The following is a 15,904-nucleotide window of genomic DNA, read 5'->3' on the forward strand; positions in this document are numbered from 1 at the left end:
ATCAACTTGGGTTTCCCCTAGTTCCGCGAGTTCCCCTAGACCGGCAGAACGGGTGTGGGTTGGGCCCCTGACATGAGCCATAGCAGCACCGCCCAGCAGCCAAGGTGGATGGCCGCGGCGGCAAGCGCGAATGCAGTCCCCACCTTTCTGCGGCGGCTCATGCGTTGTCCTTCTTGCGGAGGTTGAAGGCTGTCCACAGCACGATGAAGACGACGAGGCCAGCGAACAGCGTGGGTGCGATAGCGGCAGGGGCGATGCTCACGGAGGGGGCGGTAGAGCCGGTGGCGGCCGCAGGTGCCATGTCCTGCACGTCGATCACGGTCTTGTTCAGCACGGGGTTGGCGGCTTCAACCGCGGCGGTCTTCTCCTTCGCGAAGCGCAGCGTGGGAGCGGCTTCAGCCTCAGCCTCGGCCACCTTCTCGTCACCGATGGACTTCTTGATGTTCGCGAGGCCGCTTGTGAACTCCTCTTCGAGGTTATCGAGCGCGGAGAGGTCACCGGTTGCGGTGATGCGCGAAACCTCGTTGCGCATGCTCCCCTGATTCTCGACGACTTCCGCAGTGGTGGCAGCCTTTGCCACAGTCGATTGGACAGACGGGGCGGCGAGCACGAACACGAAGCCCATGATGACCATGGTGACCATGAGGTTGACGATGGATGCGTTGCTCTTTGCGGATGACTTGCTCATGTTTCTTGCTCCTTTAGTGGTGATGTTGGGCGCCTAGGTGGTGGCACAACTAATATCGCTACGGGAAATACGGGAAACAAAGGAAACCAGCATGCGCGTGAGCCGCGGCACTTCGCTGTCGCGGGTGTACGATCCGTCTTATGGCTACCCGTACATACACAAGCATTACCGATGACATTGACGGCAGTGAGGACGCCTCCCCCGTCACCTTCGCCTTCGATGGCACCAGCTACTCCATCGACCTTTCTGCTCGCAATCGGAAGAAGCTTGAGGATGCGCTGGCTCTTTTCATCGAGCACGGCACACGCGACGGCACGAGCGGCAAGCGCACACCGAAGGGCTCCCCCACCTGGAACCGCGAGGAGCTGAAAGCATGGGCGAAAGAGAACGGGCACAAGGTCAGTGACCGCGGGCGCGTGCCGCAGGCCATCGTGGATGCGTATCTGGCGGCGCGCTAATGGCGAATGAGTGGATCGAGCTTGTGAAAGAAGCTCATCGTCACGGTGGGCCGCAGGCGATGAGGCAGGCATACTCGTCGGCGGGGAAGGCCAGCGCAGGGAACAGCATCATGCTCGTGGCCGCCATCGGAGCCGCAGGTGCAGCGGTGATGGGCTTTCTGTGGATACGTGACACGATCCGTGGCATCCCCGACCCGGTCACTGCGGACGAAAACAGCGGTGACGAGGAACCATCCACGTTCTGACTGCTCGCATAGCAACGCCCTCGCCTCTTACGGATGAGGCGGGGGCTTCGTGGTGTCAGTGCTGTGTGTAGTCAGGCATCCATACTCCGGGGCCGAAAGAGGTGTCGGGGGTGGCATCCGCCTCGAGGTCACCGTTGTCTGCGGCGTTGGCCAGACGGCGTGAGTACCAGTCGCCCAGCGGCACGGGTGCCTGTCGGGCTTCGCACGATTGCCTGAGCTACGCCCACGAGGCGGCGAGGTCACTCATCATCGCCCAGCCAGTACAGCGAGATAGCGAGGTCAATGGTGGGCATATGAAAGAGCGCGATGCGCACGTCGGTTGCCGCATTGCTCATGAGTACGATTACATCCCGAAGGATACGCGGGTAGTCGTAGTGCGCATTGATGGTTCGCTCGTGATCCGCTTCCAATGGGCTCACGCTCACACCATCCGCGTTCAGCCACCGCACCTCATTGTCAAGTCTGTCTCTGAGCACGAGGTCTTCAAGCAGTCGCCACCGGAGATAACTTGTGGTCGCTTCCTCGATGGTCCGTTTTGGTTCACCGGTCACGGCGTCCTCCTTTGTCAGTGTGACAAATATCAGGACCACCACCGGGCCGTTCGCGTCGTCGCAAGCGTCATCAGAGGTCTGCGAAGCCAGCCCTGGCGGGTTCGGCAGGTTAGGTGCGACTGGCTGCCTTGAATCCCCCGTCCGTTTGATTCGAGTCGTGAGCGGACCTAGCGCCGGGGCCGGGCGAGCGGACCGGGCTTCAGACGCCTGCTTTCCTGCAGACTGCGGCCGCAGCGCGTATGAGCAACCCGGCAACTGCAAACACTTCGCCGCAATCAGTCGCCACCTGTACCGGCGATCTCTTGATACGAGCAACGGAACCGCTCGACGGGTCTTCGATATCCATCTGATGCACGATGTTGTTGCGCGCGACGAAAAAGCCATCCAGCGACTCCAACCGCGTGTCGGGTACAGCCGATTTAGGGATGCCGAGGGTCTGGCGAACACGACTGCTGAGGTCTGAACTCCCCTGGAAACTAGCCTTCGTTCTTGCAGCCAGGAAGTAAGCAAGGAGCGACTGATCGGGGTGAACGTGCAGGATGGCGTCGCGCAGGCCATCCGGAACTTTCGGTTGCGCTAGCTCCGCCTTGAGGAAAGACTCGAAGTTCGCGCGCGCGCCGGTCGCTCCTCCCGCGATAAGCGCTCGCCCTACGTCATTCACCAGACGCTTCATTGTCGCGTCCAGGCCAGCGCCAGTGAAGATGACGGCCGATCTCAGCACGTCCATCTCAGCGAGCGCGGACCTCCCCTTCGGCGACGCATTGGCGGCGCGACGTTCCTTATCGAGTACGTCCACAGCTCGAAACAAACCCTCCACCGACGTGTGGGCACGGGACAATAAACGCTCCGCCGCTCTCACCGAGGGCGCGTGCCCCGAGGCTGTCGCCGGCAGCGGGCCTATAGAAGTCACGAATCCACCGCCACGGAGGGGCGGCTGCGAGTTCGGGAAGCAGTCTTATAGCTCACGTCGTCACCTTATCCGGCCGGACCCCGATGCGCGCGTGACGCCGTGACAGGTCACGGGAGGACAATCTGGCGCACCTTCTCGTCGGGGTTTGGAGCGGCGCGGTTGCGCAGGAGGTCGGAGAGATCCTCATCGCTCTCAGGGTCGTCGGGGAGCTTGAAGGTGCGCGCTCCGCCGCTTCTCATCTTGTCCAGTGCGCGAATCGCACGCTCGCCCTGTTCCTTGCGACTAGTCATGGGTCTGTACTCCTCGGATCGTCCGCGTCTGCCATTCAGCGCGGGTGGTTTGATTGCGACGGCGTTCTTCGTCCAGCCACTGGAGTTCGAGGCGGTCGGCACGTTGTTCTGGGTGGAGCAGCACCCATGCCCACTTCTCGGGCTCGTCGACGCGGAAGGACATGACGCCGCGAACCGTAGCGATGCGGGCCTCCACCTCGCTTCTCCCCTGCACCAGGCGCGCCTTGCAGCTAATGAGGTTGCCGCGTCCCACCACGAGGCGGGCGGGATCATGTTGGTAGTGCTCTACGAAGCGGGCCTCCGCGTAGGGGAAGTCGCTGTAGGTCGAGGTGGGCGGTAGGTTGCGCGGGATCATCTCTTCCGCACCGCCATAGCTACCGCGACGACCGACAGCAGCATTGATGCGTAGGCCAGCGGTGCGAGCATCAGCGCGTAGCTGCCGACAGCCAGCGCGAGCGCTCCTAGTCCCACCCCGATCGGAGCGAATGAAGTCCGACGGGGCGCGGTCATGCTGCCTCCTCGCTCGGCGCGAACATCTTCCGGAGCTCTTGCAGGGGCTTGGAGCGGACACGCTGCTGCGTCGCTTCGATCGTGCGCCGAGCACGTCGGATCGTTGGGTCTTGAGCCTCCTTGTCGGCCGCCGTGCCCTCGCGCACGATCCGGTGCACTACGGAGCGGGAAAGGCCGGTGGCTTTCTGTAGTTCGCTGTAGCTGTAGCCGTCGCTGTACAGGCGGAAGATTGCCGCGTCCTGCTTCGCGTCGGTAAGCCGCTTGCGCCCCACTTGCATCCCCTCGGCGCGCATGTATTCCAGACGCTCGTTGGTGCGGGCGATGATGAGGTCTCGTTCGAACTCAGCGATGAGGGCGAGCTGATTGAAGAGCAGCCTGCTCGTGGGGTCGCTCGGGTTGTAGGTCATGCCTCCCATACGCAGGGTCACTCCCTTATCTCGCGTAATGGTGGCGATGCGGTCAAGGTCGAGTATTGAGCGGGCGAGGCGGTCGAGACGCACCACGTACAGCGCATCTCCTTCTTGGAGTTCTTCGAGCAGCTTCTCTAACTCGGGGCGCTTTTTCGCCCCGGAGCGGCGCTCGCTTAGTAGCACCTCCGCTCCCATTGCTCGAAGCTCAGCCTCCTGCTGTTCGAGCGATTGGTTCTCCGTGGACACTCGGGCGTAGCCGTAGATCATCGTGGGGCTCCTCTGTTCGATACGGGTTTACATAGGCCAATATCGGTAGGGTCAAAAGGCAGCGAAACGGTGTGTTGGCGGTGGCTCGTGACAGCAAAAGCGATGTTGCTCGCGAACGCGACAAATCGCCCGGATCGGAACGGTTTCTAGCCATCATGGGATGCGTCCCGCCCCCGCCTGGCCGATGGTCTGGGCCGCCAGCCGCGGAACGCCGAGAGAAAATGCTTCTGCCCCGTGCAACCGCCTGCCAGCTGCCCGAACCTCCAGACCTGTCAGTCCGACCGCCGCTGGGGAGGCACCCGCTCCATGCACGCGGCTCGCCAGAACTGGGCAGTCGGTGCGGCACAATGGAGCTTTGGACTCCGGGCGGGCACCCGACCCGCCGATAGGGACTGTGATGGCTAACGAACGAATAACTGAGGATCTCGTCGAGGCTCGCTTACGAAGCCTCGGTTACTACGACGACGAGGACAGCATCGTCGTGGAGAAGCAGCAGTCCGCAGTAGAAGCGATCCGGAAAGCGCTGTCTCGGGCGTCCAAGTCAGGCAAGGGCCGCGCCGCCGGGTATCCCGAGTTCATCATCACCAGCCCCAGCACGCCCGACATGGTGGTTCTTGTAGAGTGCAAGGCCGATGTCAGGCATCACCAGTCCGATGCTCGCGACCTACCGAAGGACTACGCGGTGGACGGGGTTCTGCACTACGCGCGGCACCTCTCCCCGAACTACACGGTGATCTCTATCGCCGTCTCTGGTACGCCGCAGACAAACGCGTGGTCTTTCTTCGTCACGCCGAAGGGCTCCAACCTCGAGCACGATCTCGTTTCACCGACAGGCGCGCCTGTCACCACGATGATTGGTCTCGGCGACCTCATAGCCGCGGCGTCATTCGATCCGCGGGTTCAGCGTCAGCGAGAACGCGACCTGCTGTCCTTTGCGATGGAGATGCATGTCTTCATGCGCGACGAGGCCGAGCTTGAGGAGAAGGAAAAGCCGCTTGCAGTCGCAGGTAGCCTCATAGCGCTTAAGGACCAGGTCTTCGCGAGAACCTACGATGAATACCCAGCAGTCGACTTGCCAGAGTATTGGATCCAATCCATCAAGAAAGTCATCCGAGCGGCGCGCCTACCTGTAGACAAGCTTGACAACATGACCCAGCCATTTACCGGCATTCAGGTACACCCCGAGCTACGAAAGCCTACGAAGGGGTACCCGAAGGGCTTGCTGAACGAGATTGTGACGATGCTCGCCGAGAAAGTGATGCCTTTCATCACCGTGTACCACGATTTCGATGTAGTGGGCGCCTTCTACGGCGAGTTTTTAAAGTACACCGGTGGCGACGGCAAGGGCCTTGGTATTGTTCTTACGCCGCGACACGTAACCGAACTTTTCGGACTAATTGCTAACGTGGGCAAGGACGATAAAGTGCTCGATATCTGCGCCGGGACAGGGGGCTTCCTCATCTCGTCGATGGTGCAGATGATCAGGACTGCCACAACAGAAGCCGAAGTCGCAGACATCAAGAAGAATCGCCTCATCGGCGTTGAGCAGAACCCGAGCATGTATGCCCTCGGAGCGTCGAACATGATCCTCCGAGGTGATGGCAAAGCAAACCTTTACCAGGGGTCATGCTTCGACACCGCCATTGCCCGCGGCATAAAGGCACACAGGGCAAATGTTGGCATGGTGAATCCTCCCTACGCTAAGACGAAAGAGGACCTGCACGAGCTGCGGTTCGTCGAGCAGATGCTCGACAGCCTCGAGAAAGGCGGTACAGGCATTGCCATCGTGCCGATTTCGTGTGCCACCGCCCCAAGCACTCATAAGCGAAACCTGCTCAAGAAGCACACCCTCGAGGCCGTGATGTCGATGCCCCCTGAGGTTTTTCACCCTGTGGGCGTAATCACATGCATCATGGTCTTCTCCGCCGGCGTTCCGCACGCCGCAACCGACCGTAAGTCCTGGTTTGGATACTGGCGCGAGGACTCGTTCGTCAAGGTCAAAAATCTAGGCCGCGTCGACAAGCACCACACGTGGACTCAGGTGCGCGACCGCTGGGTTGAGGCTTTCCGCAACCGTGAAGTGGTACCCGGTGAATCTGTTATGCGGAAGGTGACCGCCGAAGACGAATGGGTCGCTGAGGCATACATGGAAACTGACTACTCCGCGCTCGATCTTGCTGACTTCGAACGAGTGCTGCTCGATTACGCCATGTTCTCCCTAAGTAGCACCATCGACGATGGCGACGACGTTGAGACGGAGCTGGAAGAGTGACCACTCTTGCCGATCTGTTCGACATCGAGTACGGCAACAAGTACGACATGAATAAGATGGAAAAGGCGACGCGCGAAACAGGCATAGCCTTCGTAGGCCGGATCGGCGGCCTAACGGGGAGGTCCGGAGTGGCTGGTTTTGTCAAGCCGGTGTCTGGAGTTGCACCCTATAGGGCAGGCTTGCTGACTGTTGCGCTAGGTGGATCGCGGCTGCTATCGAGCTACGTACAGCAACTGCCGTTTTATACGGCGCAGAATGTTGCTGTTCTGACGCCGATTGATGCCCGGATGTCGCTCAACACGCGGCTCTACTATTCTATGTGCATCCGCGCAAATGCTTTCCGGTATAGCGCTTTCGGTCGCGAGGCTAATCGAACGTTGGCGACACTGAGCATCCCTGATACGGTCCCCGATTGGGTCGAGGAGGTAGACATACCGACCCATAGTCGACTAGTCCGCACTGTTGGCCCGCCCGTGGCCTTATCCGACATCTCCGCCTGGAAGCCGTTCGCACTCGAAAGCATATTTGAACTAAAGAAGGGCCGACGAGTCACCAAGGCTGACCGGGCGCCAGGAACGACGCGTTTTATTGGCGCGAGCGAGAAGCACAACGGCATCACGGACATGTGCGACCTCGACCCCACATTCGGAGCGCATTGTCTAACTGTGCCCTATAACGGCAACTCAGTCGGGGTGGCCTTCTATCAAGATAAGCAGTTCTTTGCGTCTGATGACGTTCAAGTGCTCATACCCCGAGCGCACATTAGCCAATGGTCCCTACACTTCATCGCGGCCGTCATTCGGTTTGAGCGCCGCCGCTTCAGCTACGGGTATAAGTGGAACCTGGAGCGCATGAAGAAAACCGAGGTACGTCTGCCAGCCACCCAACGCGGGGCACCCGATTGGGATTACATGGATGCGGTGATGCGTGGGCTGCCCTTCTCGGCGGCTGTGCAGGTGCGTACGGACGATGCTCGACTGTCAGACGTTAGCCCTCCGATCTAGGGGGCCGGCGCTTAGCACTGACCGAGGTCAAACGCGCAGCAGGTTTCCGAGCGTGCTCGCAACGGGCCTTTAGACCCAGGGGCGGCTACTGGCGTCACGGACTAGGCGCGGACCCCCTCGCGGGCGACGTGATCCCCGCGCTATCAGGGCACTGAGCAGACCGGTTCGAGCCTGTTCCTGGCCCAGATTGCGCTGGCTCATAGCGCCCATCACCATGCCTCCATGGCCGCAACCACACCCCTCACCCACTACGAAGTGCTCGGCGTGCAGCCGACAGCTACCGCCGATGAGATCAAGACGGCCTACCGGCGCATGCTGCGACAGGTGCACCCCGACGCGGGCGGCAACGCAGCACTGTTCCGCATGGTGGGTGAAGCTTGGGCGGTGCTTCGCGACACCGGCAGCCGCGCCGCCTACGACCGCCACCTACGCGAAGGGGAACCGAAGCCGAAAGCACACAGCGACCCCTCGCCGCAGGAGACCTTCGCCCAGGCCTATGCGCAGGCGGCAGCGCAAGAGCGGGCGCGGCAGGAAGCGGCGCAGCGCCAATGGGTCGCGCGGGAGCAGCATGAGGCGATGCGACAAGCACAGGCGATCACTGATGAGGCTCGAACCCGCCCATACGTCATCGCCGTGCGTTCACTGCGCCAGCGGGATCAGCGCGCCCATCTCGACAAGGGAGTGCCACTCACCTTCGTTCTGCGATGGCGGCGCATGCGGCGATGGCTGTGGCGCATCGTGCTTGCGGCTTGCCTCAGCTTTGGAGTGCTCGGAGCGGTGAGCAGCGACCTCAACGTGGCTGACGCCAACCCCTTCTACATGTTGCTGTACCTGCCCACGGCACTGTTCGGCGCGCTCCTTCTCTATGTACCGTTGCGCGTCTTCGGCGGCATTGCGCTCGCCATCGTCCGAGCCGTAGTGATGCCTCGCCGCGCGATGACCGGCTGGGAATTACAGGAGGAATACCTCGCAACCGCGTCACGGTTCAAGGCAAAGCCGTCGCCTTCGCGATGAGCACCTGCTGCGCGAGGTAGCGCAGCAACATGTTTTCCGCGACCAGGGACTCTGCTTCCCGGCTGGTGGGCAGAAGAAGTTCGGTCTGGTTACCACCACCGTCAGCCTTCGTGTGCACCACGCGACAGCGTGTTGCGTATATGCGATCTGCCACCTGATCACGCAGGTCGCCGTCAACATTTAGTCGGTTCGTCCCTGCCAGAGGGGGCTTTTTGGCCGTGAAGTGTTCTCCCACTTGGGCTTCGATGCCGGCGATGACTTCCCGCAGCGCTTCATTCGTCGTGCTTGCGCGTACCGTAGCTCTCAACTGATCTCGCTCAGATGCGCCGCTCTGTACGGCTGGTCGCGCGAGTTCAATGAGGGCGGCAACCTGCTTGTCATCATCAGCCTCGAAACGAGGATGCAAGATGTGTGCACGGATACGAGAAGCTGTTTCAGCGTGCGCAAAAGATGGAAAGAAGAACTCGACCGCCTGATAGTAGGCAAGAAACTCGAGTAGCGGCAACCCCGCCGCTTGCCTACCGTATTGATACAGCGCGAGAGCTTCGAGTGCGTATCCGTTGCGAGGAAAGGCAGGAGCGCGTTTCACGGGATCTGCCGGACGTAATTGCACCGAAGACCGCTTGCGGCCTAATGTGAAGCCAAGGTTGTATCGCACATCAAGATCGAACAAGAAGCTCTGTCCGTGCCTATCAAGAACGGCCATAGCTTCGTCATGCTGGTGCGCCTCAAACCCTTTTAGCTTGAGGGAGAGGGAGCGAAGTCGCGGCCCCAATATAGCTTTCGCCGTTTCGGAGGGAGACGAAATCTCGAGACTGCGAGCACCGCGCGACACCACGAATGCTCCATCACGGTTCAGGCTTGGGCCACCGGTACCGCTTTCCAGGTCAGCTGCCGTCAAGATCTCCTGCATTCGACGAGGTCCAGCACTGAAGGGCCGTCCGCTCGGAAAGTCCAAAGCTGCCTCGATGACTCCAGTCGTTCGGTTGACAAAAGCATCGTAAGACCCAAGGAAAGCGATCGCGCTGAAGTCCAAGTCGGCGACGGCGTCAGCATCTTGCTCCCAGATGAACGAGCGTCTATGCGAACGCCCATTTGGGAACATGACCTGGAGACGTCGCCACTGAGTAGAGGCCCCAACAGGTTTCACCTCCAACCCCGCGGCCTCGATGTGCTTCTGTAGAGCGATAAGCGCAGCAGATGGAGTCCGCGTCGGCCGCTCTAGACCTTCCAGTTCGTTCAACGTCTTCCCCCAAACGGGTTGCTTGGCAGCCAGAAAGCACAGCGGCGAACCCGGCGGCCGCAACCTGAGCCTAGCGGCAGAAGGTCGCCGGTGGCGGTTCCTCGTTGCACTCGCACCCTCGGCCCGTCAACATGCCACCATGAAAGCCTATTGGGACCTTTATGACCGCACCCTCAAGCGCATTGCGGAGGAGAAGCCGCAATCAATAGACGGGATCAAAGCAATACTGGATGCGTTCGAGCCGCCGAGCAGCGGCATCGCATTCTTCCCGGGCGGTGCTGACGAAACGCTTGCAGAGGCCATGCATGCAGCAGGTTGGAGCGTGGACTATCGCGAAGGCACGTATGTCTGGGTAGCCACCTCGAAGACGGGTGAAGTGCTGACCCACGTCGAGGGTGATATCTACCGTGGGAATACCGCCATGGCTTGATTTGCGCTCAGGCCGTCGCTCACGACGAAAAGCCGCCCGAGGTAGGCGAACCACATCGGGCGGCTTTTCGCTGCGAGACTGCGGCGTAGCACCGCCTATACAAAGGCGAACCGCCCCGCGGTGGTGCTGCGGGGCGGTTCGGGTGGGGCTTGAGTTAGGACGCGAGCCCCGGGCGGCCTGCGGCCTCGAAGGCGTCGATGAACGCCTTACGCACGCTGCCTCCCTTCGCGACCTTTCCCAGACCCTTCTCCTCCACGAATGCGGCGACGGCGGCGCGGTACTCGGGCGGCAGGCTGTTGGCACCCTCGCCTTCGCCCTTGGCTGCGCGCGCCCGGCGCATCGGGGAGTAGTAGCGGGACGGCTCGACGCTGGTGTCCTCACCGTTCACGAAGGGTTCGAGCGCCGTGGTCAGCTTGCGGAGGCTGTCGGGCGAAAGCTGGAGGCTGTAGCCGATGCCGTCGATGGCGAGGTAGTGCTCGGAGTATTCGCTGACCTCCTTCTTGGTGAGGGAGTCCTTGACGACGGTGATGGTGTCCTTCATCGGAGTGCCTTTCGCGGTGCTTGCGGGTTGGATGGCACAACCATGACGGGCTTCTAGAGCTTGTCAAATGGCTTCGGGCAGCGGTGTGCTCTCGCTGCGAAGGGGCGTTTCGATCGCCCCCTTAGAGTGAGGTAGGAGGAGGAAAGATGTCGAAGTTCGTGGTCGCTGAGGCCGACATCGAGGGCGACTACCGCTACTCGCTGACCCGCGTATGGGACAGCGCTCTTCCCGCGGTGACCTTCGTTCTGCTGAACCCGAGCACGGCCGACGCGGTGCAGCTGGACCCGACTTTGCGCCGCTGCGTCGGGTTCGCGCAACGCGAGGGGTTCGGCGGCATGGTGATCAAAAACCTCTACGCCTTCCGCTCACCGAGCCCTGCCGTCATGCGGGCCACCCCCGATCCGGTCGGTCCTCGCAACGACCGTGCCCTCGCCGAGACCATCGGTCCGGTCATAGCGGGTTGGGGGACCAATGCGGAGCCGGCGCGCGTCGCTCGAGCATTGACCCTGCTCCCGCCGCTTCGAGCCCTCAGTGTCACGAAAGCAGGCCACCCGCAGCATCCTCTGTACGTTCCCGCGATCTCCCCGTTGCGCGATTGGCCAGCACCGCCCCCGGGCAGGGGCAACGAGACGGCGCGGTCCTGACAGCGCCTCCGTTCGTGCAAAACGTTCGCCACCACGCGGGCGCTCAAGGCAGCGCACCAGTAGGAGTGCGCGGCGGGCTGCGGCACCCATCGGATACTGCGCACCACAGGAAAAGTGCCGTAGGCGACAACACTACGCCCGATTAGCCGCGATGGGAGCGCAGCTAATCGGGCGCGACTCAGGAGCGCGAGCCTCTACGCGACGTGGGGCGCGTTTCGGGCAGCCTTCGCACGAGCTTTCAGCATCTCCATCTCATCGGCGTAGGAGGTGGCGATGGCGAGAGGTGACAGTCCCTCCCATTGCGGGTTGTTGAATACGCAGCGGCTCATCTCAAGCAGGTGGCGCATCGCTGCAAGCTCGAAGTCACGGCGGGCGGGGGTGATGGTGGCGGAAGCGGTCATGTCCTTTCTCCTTGTGTGGGGGTGCGGTGGTGTGCGAGTCAGTTGTCTAGTGGGCTTGCGTAGCTGAGGAAGAAGCACTCGCGGTTGTCGTCGAGGTCGGCGGTGGCACGTTGGTTTGGCTTGATGGCCAACCACCCGATCAATTTGCTCGCCTCTGCGTAGGTGAGCCGGTGGCCGCTCCCCTGCTGGAACTTCACGAAGGCTTCGGGCACATCGCTCCGCCACGCATCCCGCTGTCGCTCGCGCAGGGCCGCGGGATCACTAGCAGCGAGCCCATCCATGAAGCCGAAGCGGCGCAGGCACCAGCGGCGCGCGTAGTCGTTGGTGTAGGGAGCGCTTTCGGGCTTGAGGCCGGTGAGCAGGTCTAGCACCTCCTTGCGCTCAGGGCGACGCTCAAGCAGCGCACGGATGAGGCGGTATTGCGGTGTGGTGATCCGAGCGACCGGCGCTTCCCGCGGCTTCACAGGCGCGGGCAGGTGGGTGGTTCCGGTTGCTTCGAACAGGGTTAGCTGGCTCATGTCCTTTCTCCTTGTTGGGGGTTGATGGTCAGAAGTCGATGTCGGCTGCATCGTCTCGTACGAGAATGCCTAGCGGGTCAAGGTCCTTCGCAGGGTCAGACTCGAACGCCTGGCGGATACGCTCACCACCGGCCACGACTATCTCCCACTCGTCTTCCGTCATTAGGTCGCCGCGCTCGTCGGTCTTGAGGCGGAGGCCGACGAAGATGTTGGCCGCATCCGGAGCAGGCTTCGCGGGCGGGGTCATGGGCTCGTGCCACTTCGATTGCAGGAGGTTCTTGAGCGCCGTCGTGGTTGACCGGCGGCGCTTGCTTGACGACCACACGCCCCACTCGCGGAACACGGTCAGCACCTCAAGATCGGTGCGTAGTGTCTGCTGGCCGAACACGCCCTGCCCCTGCTCCTTGAGCATGTGGGTGATGAAAGCGTGGAGGTCCTTCTCGGTGACGAAGTAGTTCTCGTCCCGCACCCCGTACTCGCTGATGATGGAGTGCAAGGTGTTGGTCTTGCCCATCCAATCCTCTTTGTTGGCGCGGATGTGGTCGGTGATGGTGTCCACCTCGATGCGCGAGCCCGACTCCGCCCAAGCCTTATGAAGTAGGAGGAGGTAGTAGTAGAAGGCCTCGTGGATGGCCGCGTTGCGGGTCACCTCGCCTACGAAGAATGGGTCGCGCGGCTTGTGCCATGGGTTGTTGGCGTCGAACTTATCGGCGGCGGCGTACTTGTAGCAGAACAGCACTACCTCGAAGCGGTCGATGACGTCCTCGCCCCGGCCGAAGTTCGGTAGCCGATTGCACGTCAGCAGGAACAGGTGGAACAGATTTATCGATCGTGTACGCTCACCAATCTGACGGGTCTGGAGGCTTGAACCGGACCCGATCAGTCGCTTCAGCATCTCGAAGTCGATGTCCTTGCTTGCGCTCAGGTCGTCAAGGACGGTGAGGGTCTTACCGTCGAGGTCAGCCCGTGCGTACTTGTTCTCCGCGTTGCGGTGGATGATGCTGTGCTCTGCGTTGATGCCGAACGGGCTGCTCGTCTTTTCGCCAAGCACCTTGAGGAGAAGGAGGACAAGGCTGGACTTGCCATTGTCCTTCGACGGCCCGTAAATGATGACGCCCTTCTTCGACAGGGGCTGCTCCTGCCGAAGCACCGTGCCCAACATGGCCTCAAGGAAGGCGCGGTCCTCAGGGTGACACGAAGCCATAACCTTCTCCACCTTGTCTTTGTGCTCGGCGAATATGTCGGCATCCCCACGGAAGTAGATCTTGCGTGTCGCCAAGAAGGCTGGATCGTGCGGTGCGACCTCCATCGTGTTGAGGTCGCGGATGCCCGCCATGTCCACGATGCGGTGAGTGTCTACGTCGAAGTCCTCAATGTAGGCCCGCGCATCGTAGTTCCCCTTGATCTGGCGAATGACCTCATCCACCGTGAAGCTGTCACGAGCACGACGAGCCGCTTCAGCCCGTGTGGTGTCGCCCTCATCGTTAGCGGCATCCACAACGGCAGTGAGCCAATCTAGAATCTCGTTGCGGACTACAAGCTGATCCATCGCCTTGTAAATACCGCACTCACGCGAGGCGGGGTCGCTGTCGAACTTGAACCAGCCGATGCCGGTGTCGGGGTTCTCACGGGGAGTTACCCAGCGGTATTCGGGGTGAAGCTGTACGAACGTGCGCGAAAGCACGTAGGCGGTGAACTCGTCGGCGGTGGCCGCCTTCTCAGCGGCCTCCGCGCGGCCCTTCTTCCATCCGTTGTCGAACTGCGCTGTGATGGCGTCCTGCGGCTTCCCGTCCCACGGTGATGCCGCACCCGCGGTTGCGAGGTCTGCCTCGATGGCCGCCAGTGCCGCAGCCTTGAAAGCATCTTGCGATGCGCCGCGCCGCCCCGCCGTGAGAGCCGCCGTGAAGGTCGCCTGATGCCGACCTGCACCGCCCGCAACGTCCGCCATCAGCTTCGTGACCACGGGTGCAATCGCCTTCTCGCCCTTCTGGTTGGTGAGCTTTGGACCGGTGCTGGTTACCGTGCGGGCGGTGTCCTGCGGAGCGGATGCCGCCTTACGTGCGAGCAGGGTGGGGTTCTTGCTCGTTCCAGCGGCACGCGATTTCAGCAGTTCGACGAACCACGGGTAATCCTCGATGTTCGTGAAGCCCTTACCGGGAGTCTCCTCCGTGTAGTAGCCGATGCTGTTGTCCGGTTGCGTAGCGATTGAGCCCGGTCCGATGCTGTAGGAGCTACCCACGCGAATGTCCACGCCGAGGGTCACGCCGGGAAGGGTCGAGCCCTTGGACGGCTTTAGTTGCGCCTGAAGCTCCGGTGCGCAGTAGAAGGCCATCTGGCGCGCCCCGCTACCAGTCTTGAAGGTGTAGGTGTCGAACGGCTCGCCACCGCCGAACTCCTCGACGAGCGCCTGCAGGTTCTCGAAGCCGTTTTCATCTTCCTTGTGCGTGTCGATGTCCACGAACAGGAGGTGGTTCTTTCCCGCGGGGATGCCGTAGGCGGTTGCGCCGTGCTCGATAGCGAAGCCGCGGCCGCGGCGCTGCCAGTCCGTAACGAAGGTCGCCTTGTCGTCCCACGTCCCCCTCTTCTCGCTCCACGTGCCGAGGGGCTTGATCGGAAGCAGGAAGAGGTCTTGGAGAACTTCGGGAATATCGAGGGTGAAACCGTCGGGCCGCTGAACGGCGACAGGTGCTGACGACTGAGTCATTGTTTTGGTCCTTGTGCTCAAACTTCATCCGTTGCGAGCGGATGGACACCGATGCGGGGTCACAGTTCAATATCGCTACCGGGATTCTGTGATCGCAGGCGCCGCTACACAAAGCGAAAGGGCGTCACATGAGGTGAGGAGAATGGTGGACCAAGACCTACTCGAACCTTCATGTGACGCCCCCAAGGACACTAACCGCCGAAAGCGTCCCGCGCGTTCAGGTAGTCATATCAACTCCGGTCCAGCTCTAAGTCGTGGGCACGTCGCCCAACACGATGTGACACTGGTGACACTGCCGAAGACGGGGGCACCGTAGAAGTTTGCGAAGTTACAGTCCCGTGAAAATACAAAACCGTCGAATAGCAAACTCTTCAAACTTCTAAGGAGATCCGAAGTAGTCAGTGTCACCAGTGTCACTGGGACTCCGTTGCTATTCCGGGCATTTGCCGTCCTCTATGACACTGATGACACTAGCTACACCTTGAGACGGCCTCTAACCGCGATCTGGCTGCATCCAGCCGTGGGAGCTCTCTCGCCACGGCCGCCACATGAGGGGAAAGCCCCGTGCCGGTGAGACACGGGGCTTTCGGCGCTAGCGCTATGCAGACAAGGAGGCAAAACAGGTACGCGAGCAAGAGCAATATCAAGGTATGCGCACACCATCCCCCCACTCACTCCCGCTCTCACCGCTCTACCCCCGCTATCCAACTTCACGGGGGTAGAGCAGAAGGAGACAGGAATCTAAGAAACCTGTCGGCCGTCATCAGCGCTGGACAGCGCGGGCACACAAAGTTGGAGTCCCGG

At 61.5% G+C, this 15,904-nt stretch carries 19 protein-coding genes; 7 read left to right on the forward strand and 12 right to left on the reverse strand.

The features are described 5' to 3' along the window. Positions 1-157: 157 nt before the first annotated feature. Positions 158-688 (reverse strand): hypothetical protein, encoded by a 531-nt coding sequence (locus tag ASF76_RS00270; protein ID WP_055951288.1) that lies wholly within the window; start codon positions 686-688, stop codon positions 158-160. A gap of 140 nt (positions 689-828) precedes the next feature. Between ASF76_RS00270 and ASF76_RS00275 the strand changes: the two genes are divergently transcribed. Further along, positions 829-1,146 carry a histone-like nucleoid-structuring protein Lsr2 gene (locus tag ASF76_RS00275; protein WP_055951291.1) on the forward strand — a complete coding sequence of 106 codons (318 nt, stop codon included), beginning with the start codon at positions 829-831 and terminating at the stop codon, positions 1,144-1,146. 116 nt (positions 1,147-1,262) lie between these two features. Further along, a complete protein-coding gene (locus ASF76_RS17575) occupies positions 1,263-1,391 on the forward strand; it encodes a hypothetical protein (protein ID WP_268773963.1) in 129 nt (42 codons plus the stop codon). A 55-nt stretch (positions 1,392-1,446) separates the two neighbouring features. Here ASF76_RS17575 and ASF76_RS17580 read toward each other — a convergent pair whose 3' ends face one another. The 6 genes from ASF76_RS17580 to ASF76_RS00295 all read right to left on the reverse strand — a co-directional run bounded on the left by ASF76_RS17580 (position 1,447) and on the right by ASF76_RS00295 (position 4,329). Further along, positions 1,447-1,575, reverse strand: coding sequence for a hypothetical protein (locus ASF76_RS17580; RefSeq protein ID WP_268773965.1), 129 nt, complete (start codon positions 1,573-1,575; stop codon positions 1,447-1,449). Positions 1,576-1,630: 55 nt separating this feature from the next. Next, the gene (locus ASF76_RS00285) at positions 1,631-1,942 is read right to left on the reverse strand and encodes a hypothetical protein (protein WP_156459054.1); all 312 of its coding nucleotides are present in this window, start codon (positions 1,940-1,942) and stop codon (positions 1,631-1,633) included. 199 nt (positions 1,943-2,141) lie between these two features. Beyond that, complete coding sequence (locus tag ASF76_RS16865) at positions 2,142-2,738, reverse strand: hypothetical protein (protein WP_156459055.1); 597 nt, start codon at positions 2,736-2,738, stop codon at positions 2,142-2,144. Positions 2,739-2,959: 221 nt separating this feature from the next. Further along, a complete protein-coding gene (locus ASF76_RS16870) occupies positions 2,960-3,142 on the reverse strand; it encodes a hypothetical protein (RefSeq protein WP_156459056.1) in 183 nt (60 codons plus the stop codon). Next, positions 3,135-3,497 (reverse strand): hypothetical protein, encoded by a 363-nt coding sequence (locus ASF76_RS00290; protein ID WP_055951300.1) that lies wholly within the window; start codon positions 3,495-3,497, stop codon positions 3,135-3,137. Before ASF76_RS00290 ends, ASF76_RS16870 begins: the two co-directional genes overlap by 8 nt. Positions 3,498-3,648: 151 nt before the next feature. Then, positions 3,649-4,329 (reverse strand): recombinase family protein, encoded by a 681-nt coding sequence (locus tag ASF76_RS00295; protein ID WP_055951302.1) that lies wholly within the window; start codon positions 4,327-4,329, stop codon positions 3,649-3,651. Between the two features lie 397 nt (positions 4,330-4,726). Here ASF76_RS00295 and ASF76_RS00300 point away from each other — a divergent pair, with 397 nt between their 5' ends. The 3 genes from ASF76_RS00300 (at position 4,727) to ASF76_RS00305 (ending at position 8,619) form a co-directional block, all read left to right on the forward strand. Beyond that, positions 4,727-6,601, forward strand: coding sequence for an HsdM family class I SAM-dependent methyltransferase (locus tag ASF76_RS00300; protein WP_055951305.1), 1,875 nt, complete (start codon positions 4,727-4,729; stop codon positions 6,599-6,601). Beyond that, positions 6,598-7,605, forward strand: coding sequence for a restriction endonuclease subunit S (locus tag ASF76_RS16540; protein ID WP_156459057.1), 1,008 nt, complete (start codon positions 6,598-6,600; stop codon positions 7,603-7,605). Before ASF76_RS00300 ends, ASF76_RS16540 begins: the two co-directional genes overlap by 4 nt. Before the next feature lie 222 nt (positions 7,606-7,827). Continuing rightward, positions 7,828-8,619, forward strand: coding sequence for a J domain-containing protein (locus ASF76_RS00305; RefSeq protein ID WP_082484759.1), 792 nt, complete (start codon positions 7,828-7,830; stop codon positions 8,617-8,619). Here ASF76_RS00305 and ASF76_RS16875 read toward each other — a convergent pair. After that, entirely contained in the window at positions 8,591-9,532 is a 942-nt protein-coding gene (locus ASF76_RS16875; protein ID WP_156459058.1) for a hypothetical protein, read from the reverse strand. The two genes, ASF76_RS00305 and ASF76_RS16875, sit on opposite strands and share 29 nt — an antisense overlap. 469 nt (positions 9,533-10,001) lie before the next feature. Here ASF76_RS16875 and ASF76_RS16880 point away from each other — a divergent pair, with 469 nt between their 5' ends. Then, entirely contained in the window at positions 10,002-10,292 is a 291-nt protein-coding gene (locus ASF76_RS16880; protein ID WP_156459059.1) for a hypothetical protein, read from the forward strand. Positions 10,293-10,446: 154 nt separating this feature from the next. On the opposite strand, the gene ASF76_RS00310 is transcribed toward ASF76_RS16880, so the two are convergent. After that, a complete protein-coding gene (locus ASF76_RS00310) occupies positions 10,447-10,833 on the reverse strand; it encodes a histone-like nucleoid-structuring protein Lsr2 (protein ID WP_055951311.1) in 387 nt (128 codons plus the stop codon). A gap of 146 nt (positions 10,834-10,979) precedes the next feature. Between ASF76_RS00310 and ASF76_RS00315 the strand changes: the two genes are divergently transcribed. After that, positions 10,980-11,477: a DUF1643 domain-containing protein gene (locus ASF76_RS00315; RefSeq protein ID WP_055951314.1), complete on the forward strand. Its 498-nt coding sequence runs from the start codon at positions 10,980-10,982 to the stop codon at positions 11,475-11,477. Between the two features lie 194 nt (positions 11,478-11,671). On the opposite strand, the gene ASF76_RS00320 is transcribed toward ASF76_RS00315, so the two are convergent. Genes ASF76_RS00320 through ASF76_RS00330 form a run of 3 tightly spaced genes read right to left on the reverse strand, consistent with a single transcriptional unit; the run spans position 11,672 to position 15,100 of the window. Next, positions 11,672-11,878, reverse strand: coding sequence for a hypothetical protein (locus ASF76_RS00320; protein WP_055951317.1), 207 nt, complete (start codon positions 11,876-11,878; stop codon positions 11,672-11,674). Positions 11,879-11,916: 38 nt separating this feature from the next. Next, entirely contained in the window at positions 11,917-12,396 is a 480-nt protein-coding gene (locus tag ASF76_RS00325) for a hypothetical protein (RefSeq protein WP_055951320.1), read from the reverse strand. A 28-nt stretch (positions 12,397-12,424) separates the two neighbouring features. After that, positions 12,425-15,100 (reverse strand): bifunctional DNA primase/polymerase, encoded by a 2,676-nt coding sequence (locus ASF76_RS00330; RefSeq protein ID WP_055951323.1) that lies wholly within the window; start codon positions 15,098-15,100, stop codon positions 12,425-12,427. Between the last annotated feature and the right edge of the window lie 804 nt (positions 15,101-15,904).

Source organism: Microbacterium sp. Leaf151, assembly GCF_001424225.1.
Classification (GTDB): domain Bacteria; phylum Actinomycetota; class Actinomycetes; order Actinomycetales; family Microbacteriaceae; genus Microbacterium.

Bases quoted from the DNA above. Each gene is read 5' to 3' on its own strand.
- ASF76_RS00270 (WP_055951288.1), bottom strand. From the start codon at position 688: ATGAGCAAGTCATCCGCAAAGAGCAACGCATCCATCGTCAACCTCATG.
- ASF76_RS00275 (WP_055951291.1), top strand. From the start codon at position 829: ATGGCTACCCGTACATACACAAGCATTACCGATGACATTGACGGCAGT.
- ASF76_RS16870 (WP_156459056.1), bottom strand. From the start codon at position 3,142: ATGACTAGTCGCAAGGAACAGGGCGAGCGTGCGATTCGCGCACTGGAC.
- ASF76_RS00290 (WP_055951300.1), bottom strand. From the start codon at position 3,497: ATGATCCCGCGCAACCTACCGCCCACCTCGACCTACAGCGACTTCCCC.
- ASF76_RS00295 (WP_055951302.1), bottom strand. From the start codon at position 4,329: ATGATCTACGGCTACGCCCGAGTGTCCACGGAGAACCAATCGCTCGAA.
- ASF76_RS00300 (WP_055951305.1), top strand. From the start codon at position 4,727: ATGGCTAACGAACGAATAACTGAGGATCTCGTCGAGGCTCGCTTACGA.
- ASF76_RS00305 (WP_082484759.1), top strand. From the start codon at position 7,828: ATGGCCGCAACCACACCCCTCACCCACTACGAAGTGCTCGGCGTGCAG.
- ASF76_RS16875 (WP_156459058.1), bottom strand. From the start codon at position 9,532: ATGCAGGAGATCTTGACGGCAGCTGACCTGGAAAGCGGTACCGGTGGC.
- ASF76_RS16880 (WP_156459059.1), top strand. From the start codon at position 10,002: ATGAAAGCCTATTGGGACCTTTATGACCGCACCCTCAAGCGCATTGCG.
- ASF76_RS00310 (WP_055951311.1), bottom strand. From the start codon at position 10,833: ATGAAGGACACCATCACCGTCGTCAAGGACTCCCTCACCAAGAAGGAG.
- ASF76_RS00315 (WP_055951314.1), top strand. From the start codon at position 10,980: ATGTCGAAGTTCGTGGTCGCTGAGGCCGACATCGAGGGCGACTACCGC.
- ASF76_RS00320 (WP_055951317.1), bottom strand. From the start codon at position 11,878: ATGACCGCTTCCGCCACCATCACCCCCGCCCGCCGTGACTTCGAGCTT.
- ASF76_RS00325 (WP_055951320.1), bottom strand. From the start codon at position 12,396: ATGAGCCAGCTAACCCTGTTCGAAGCAACCGGAACCACCCACCTGCCC.
- ASF76_RS00330 (WP_055951323.1), bottom strand. From the start codon at position 15,100: ATGACTCAGTCGTCAGCACCTGTCGCCGTTCAGCGGCCCGACGGTTTC.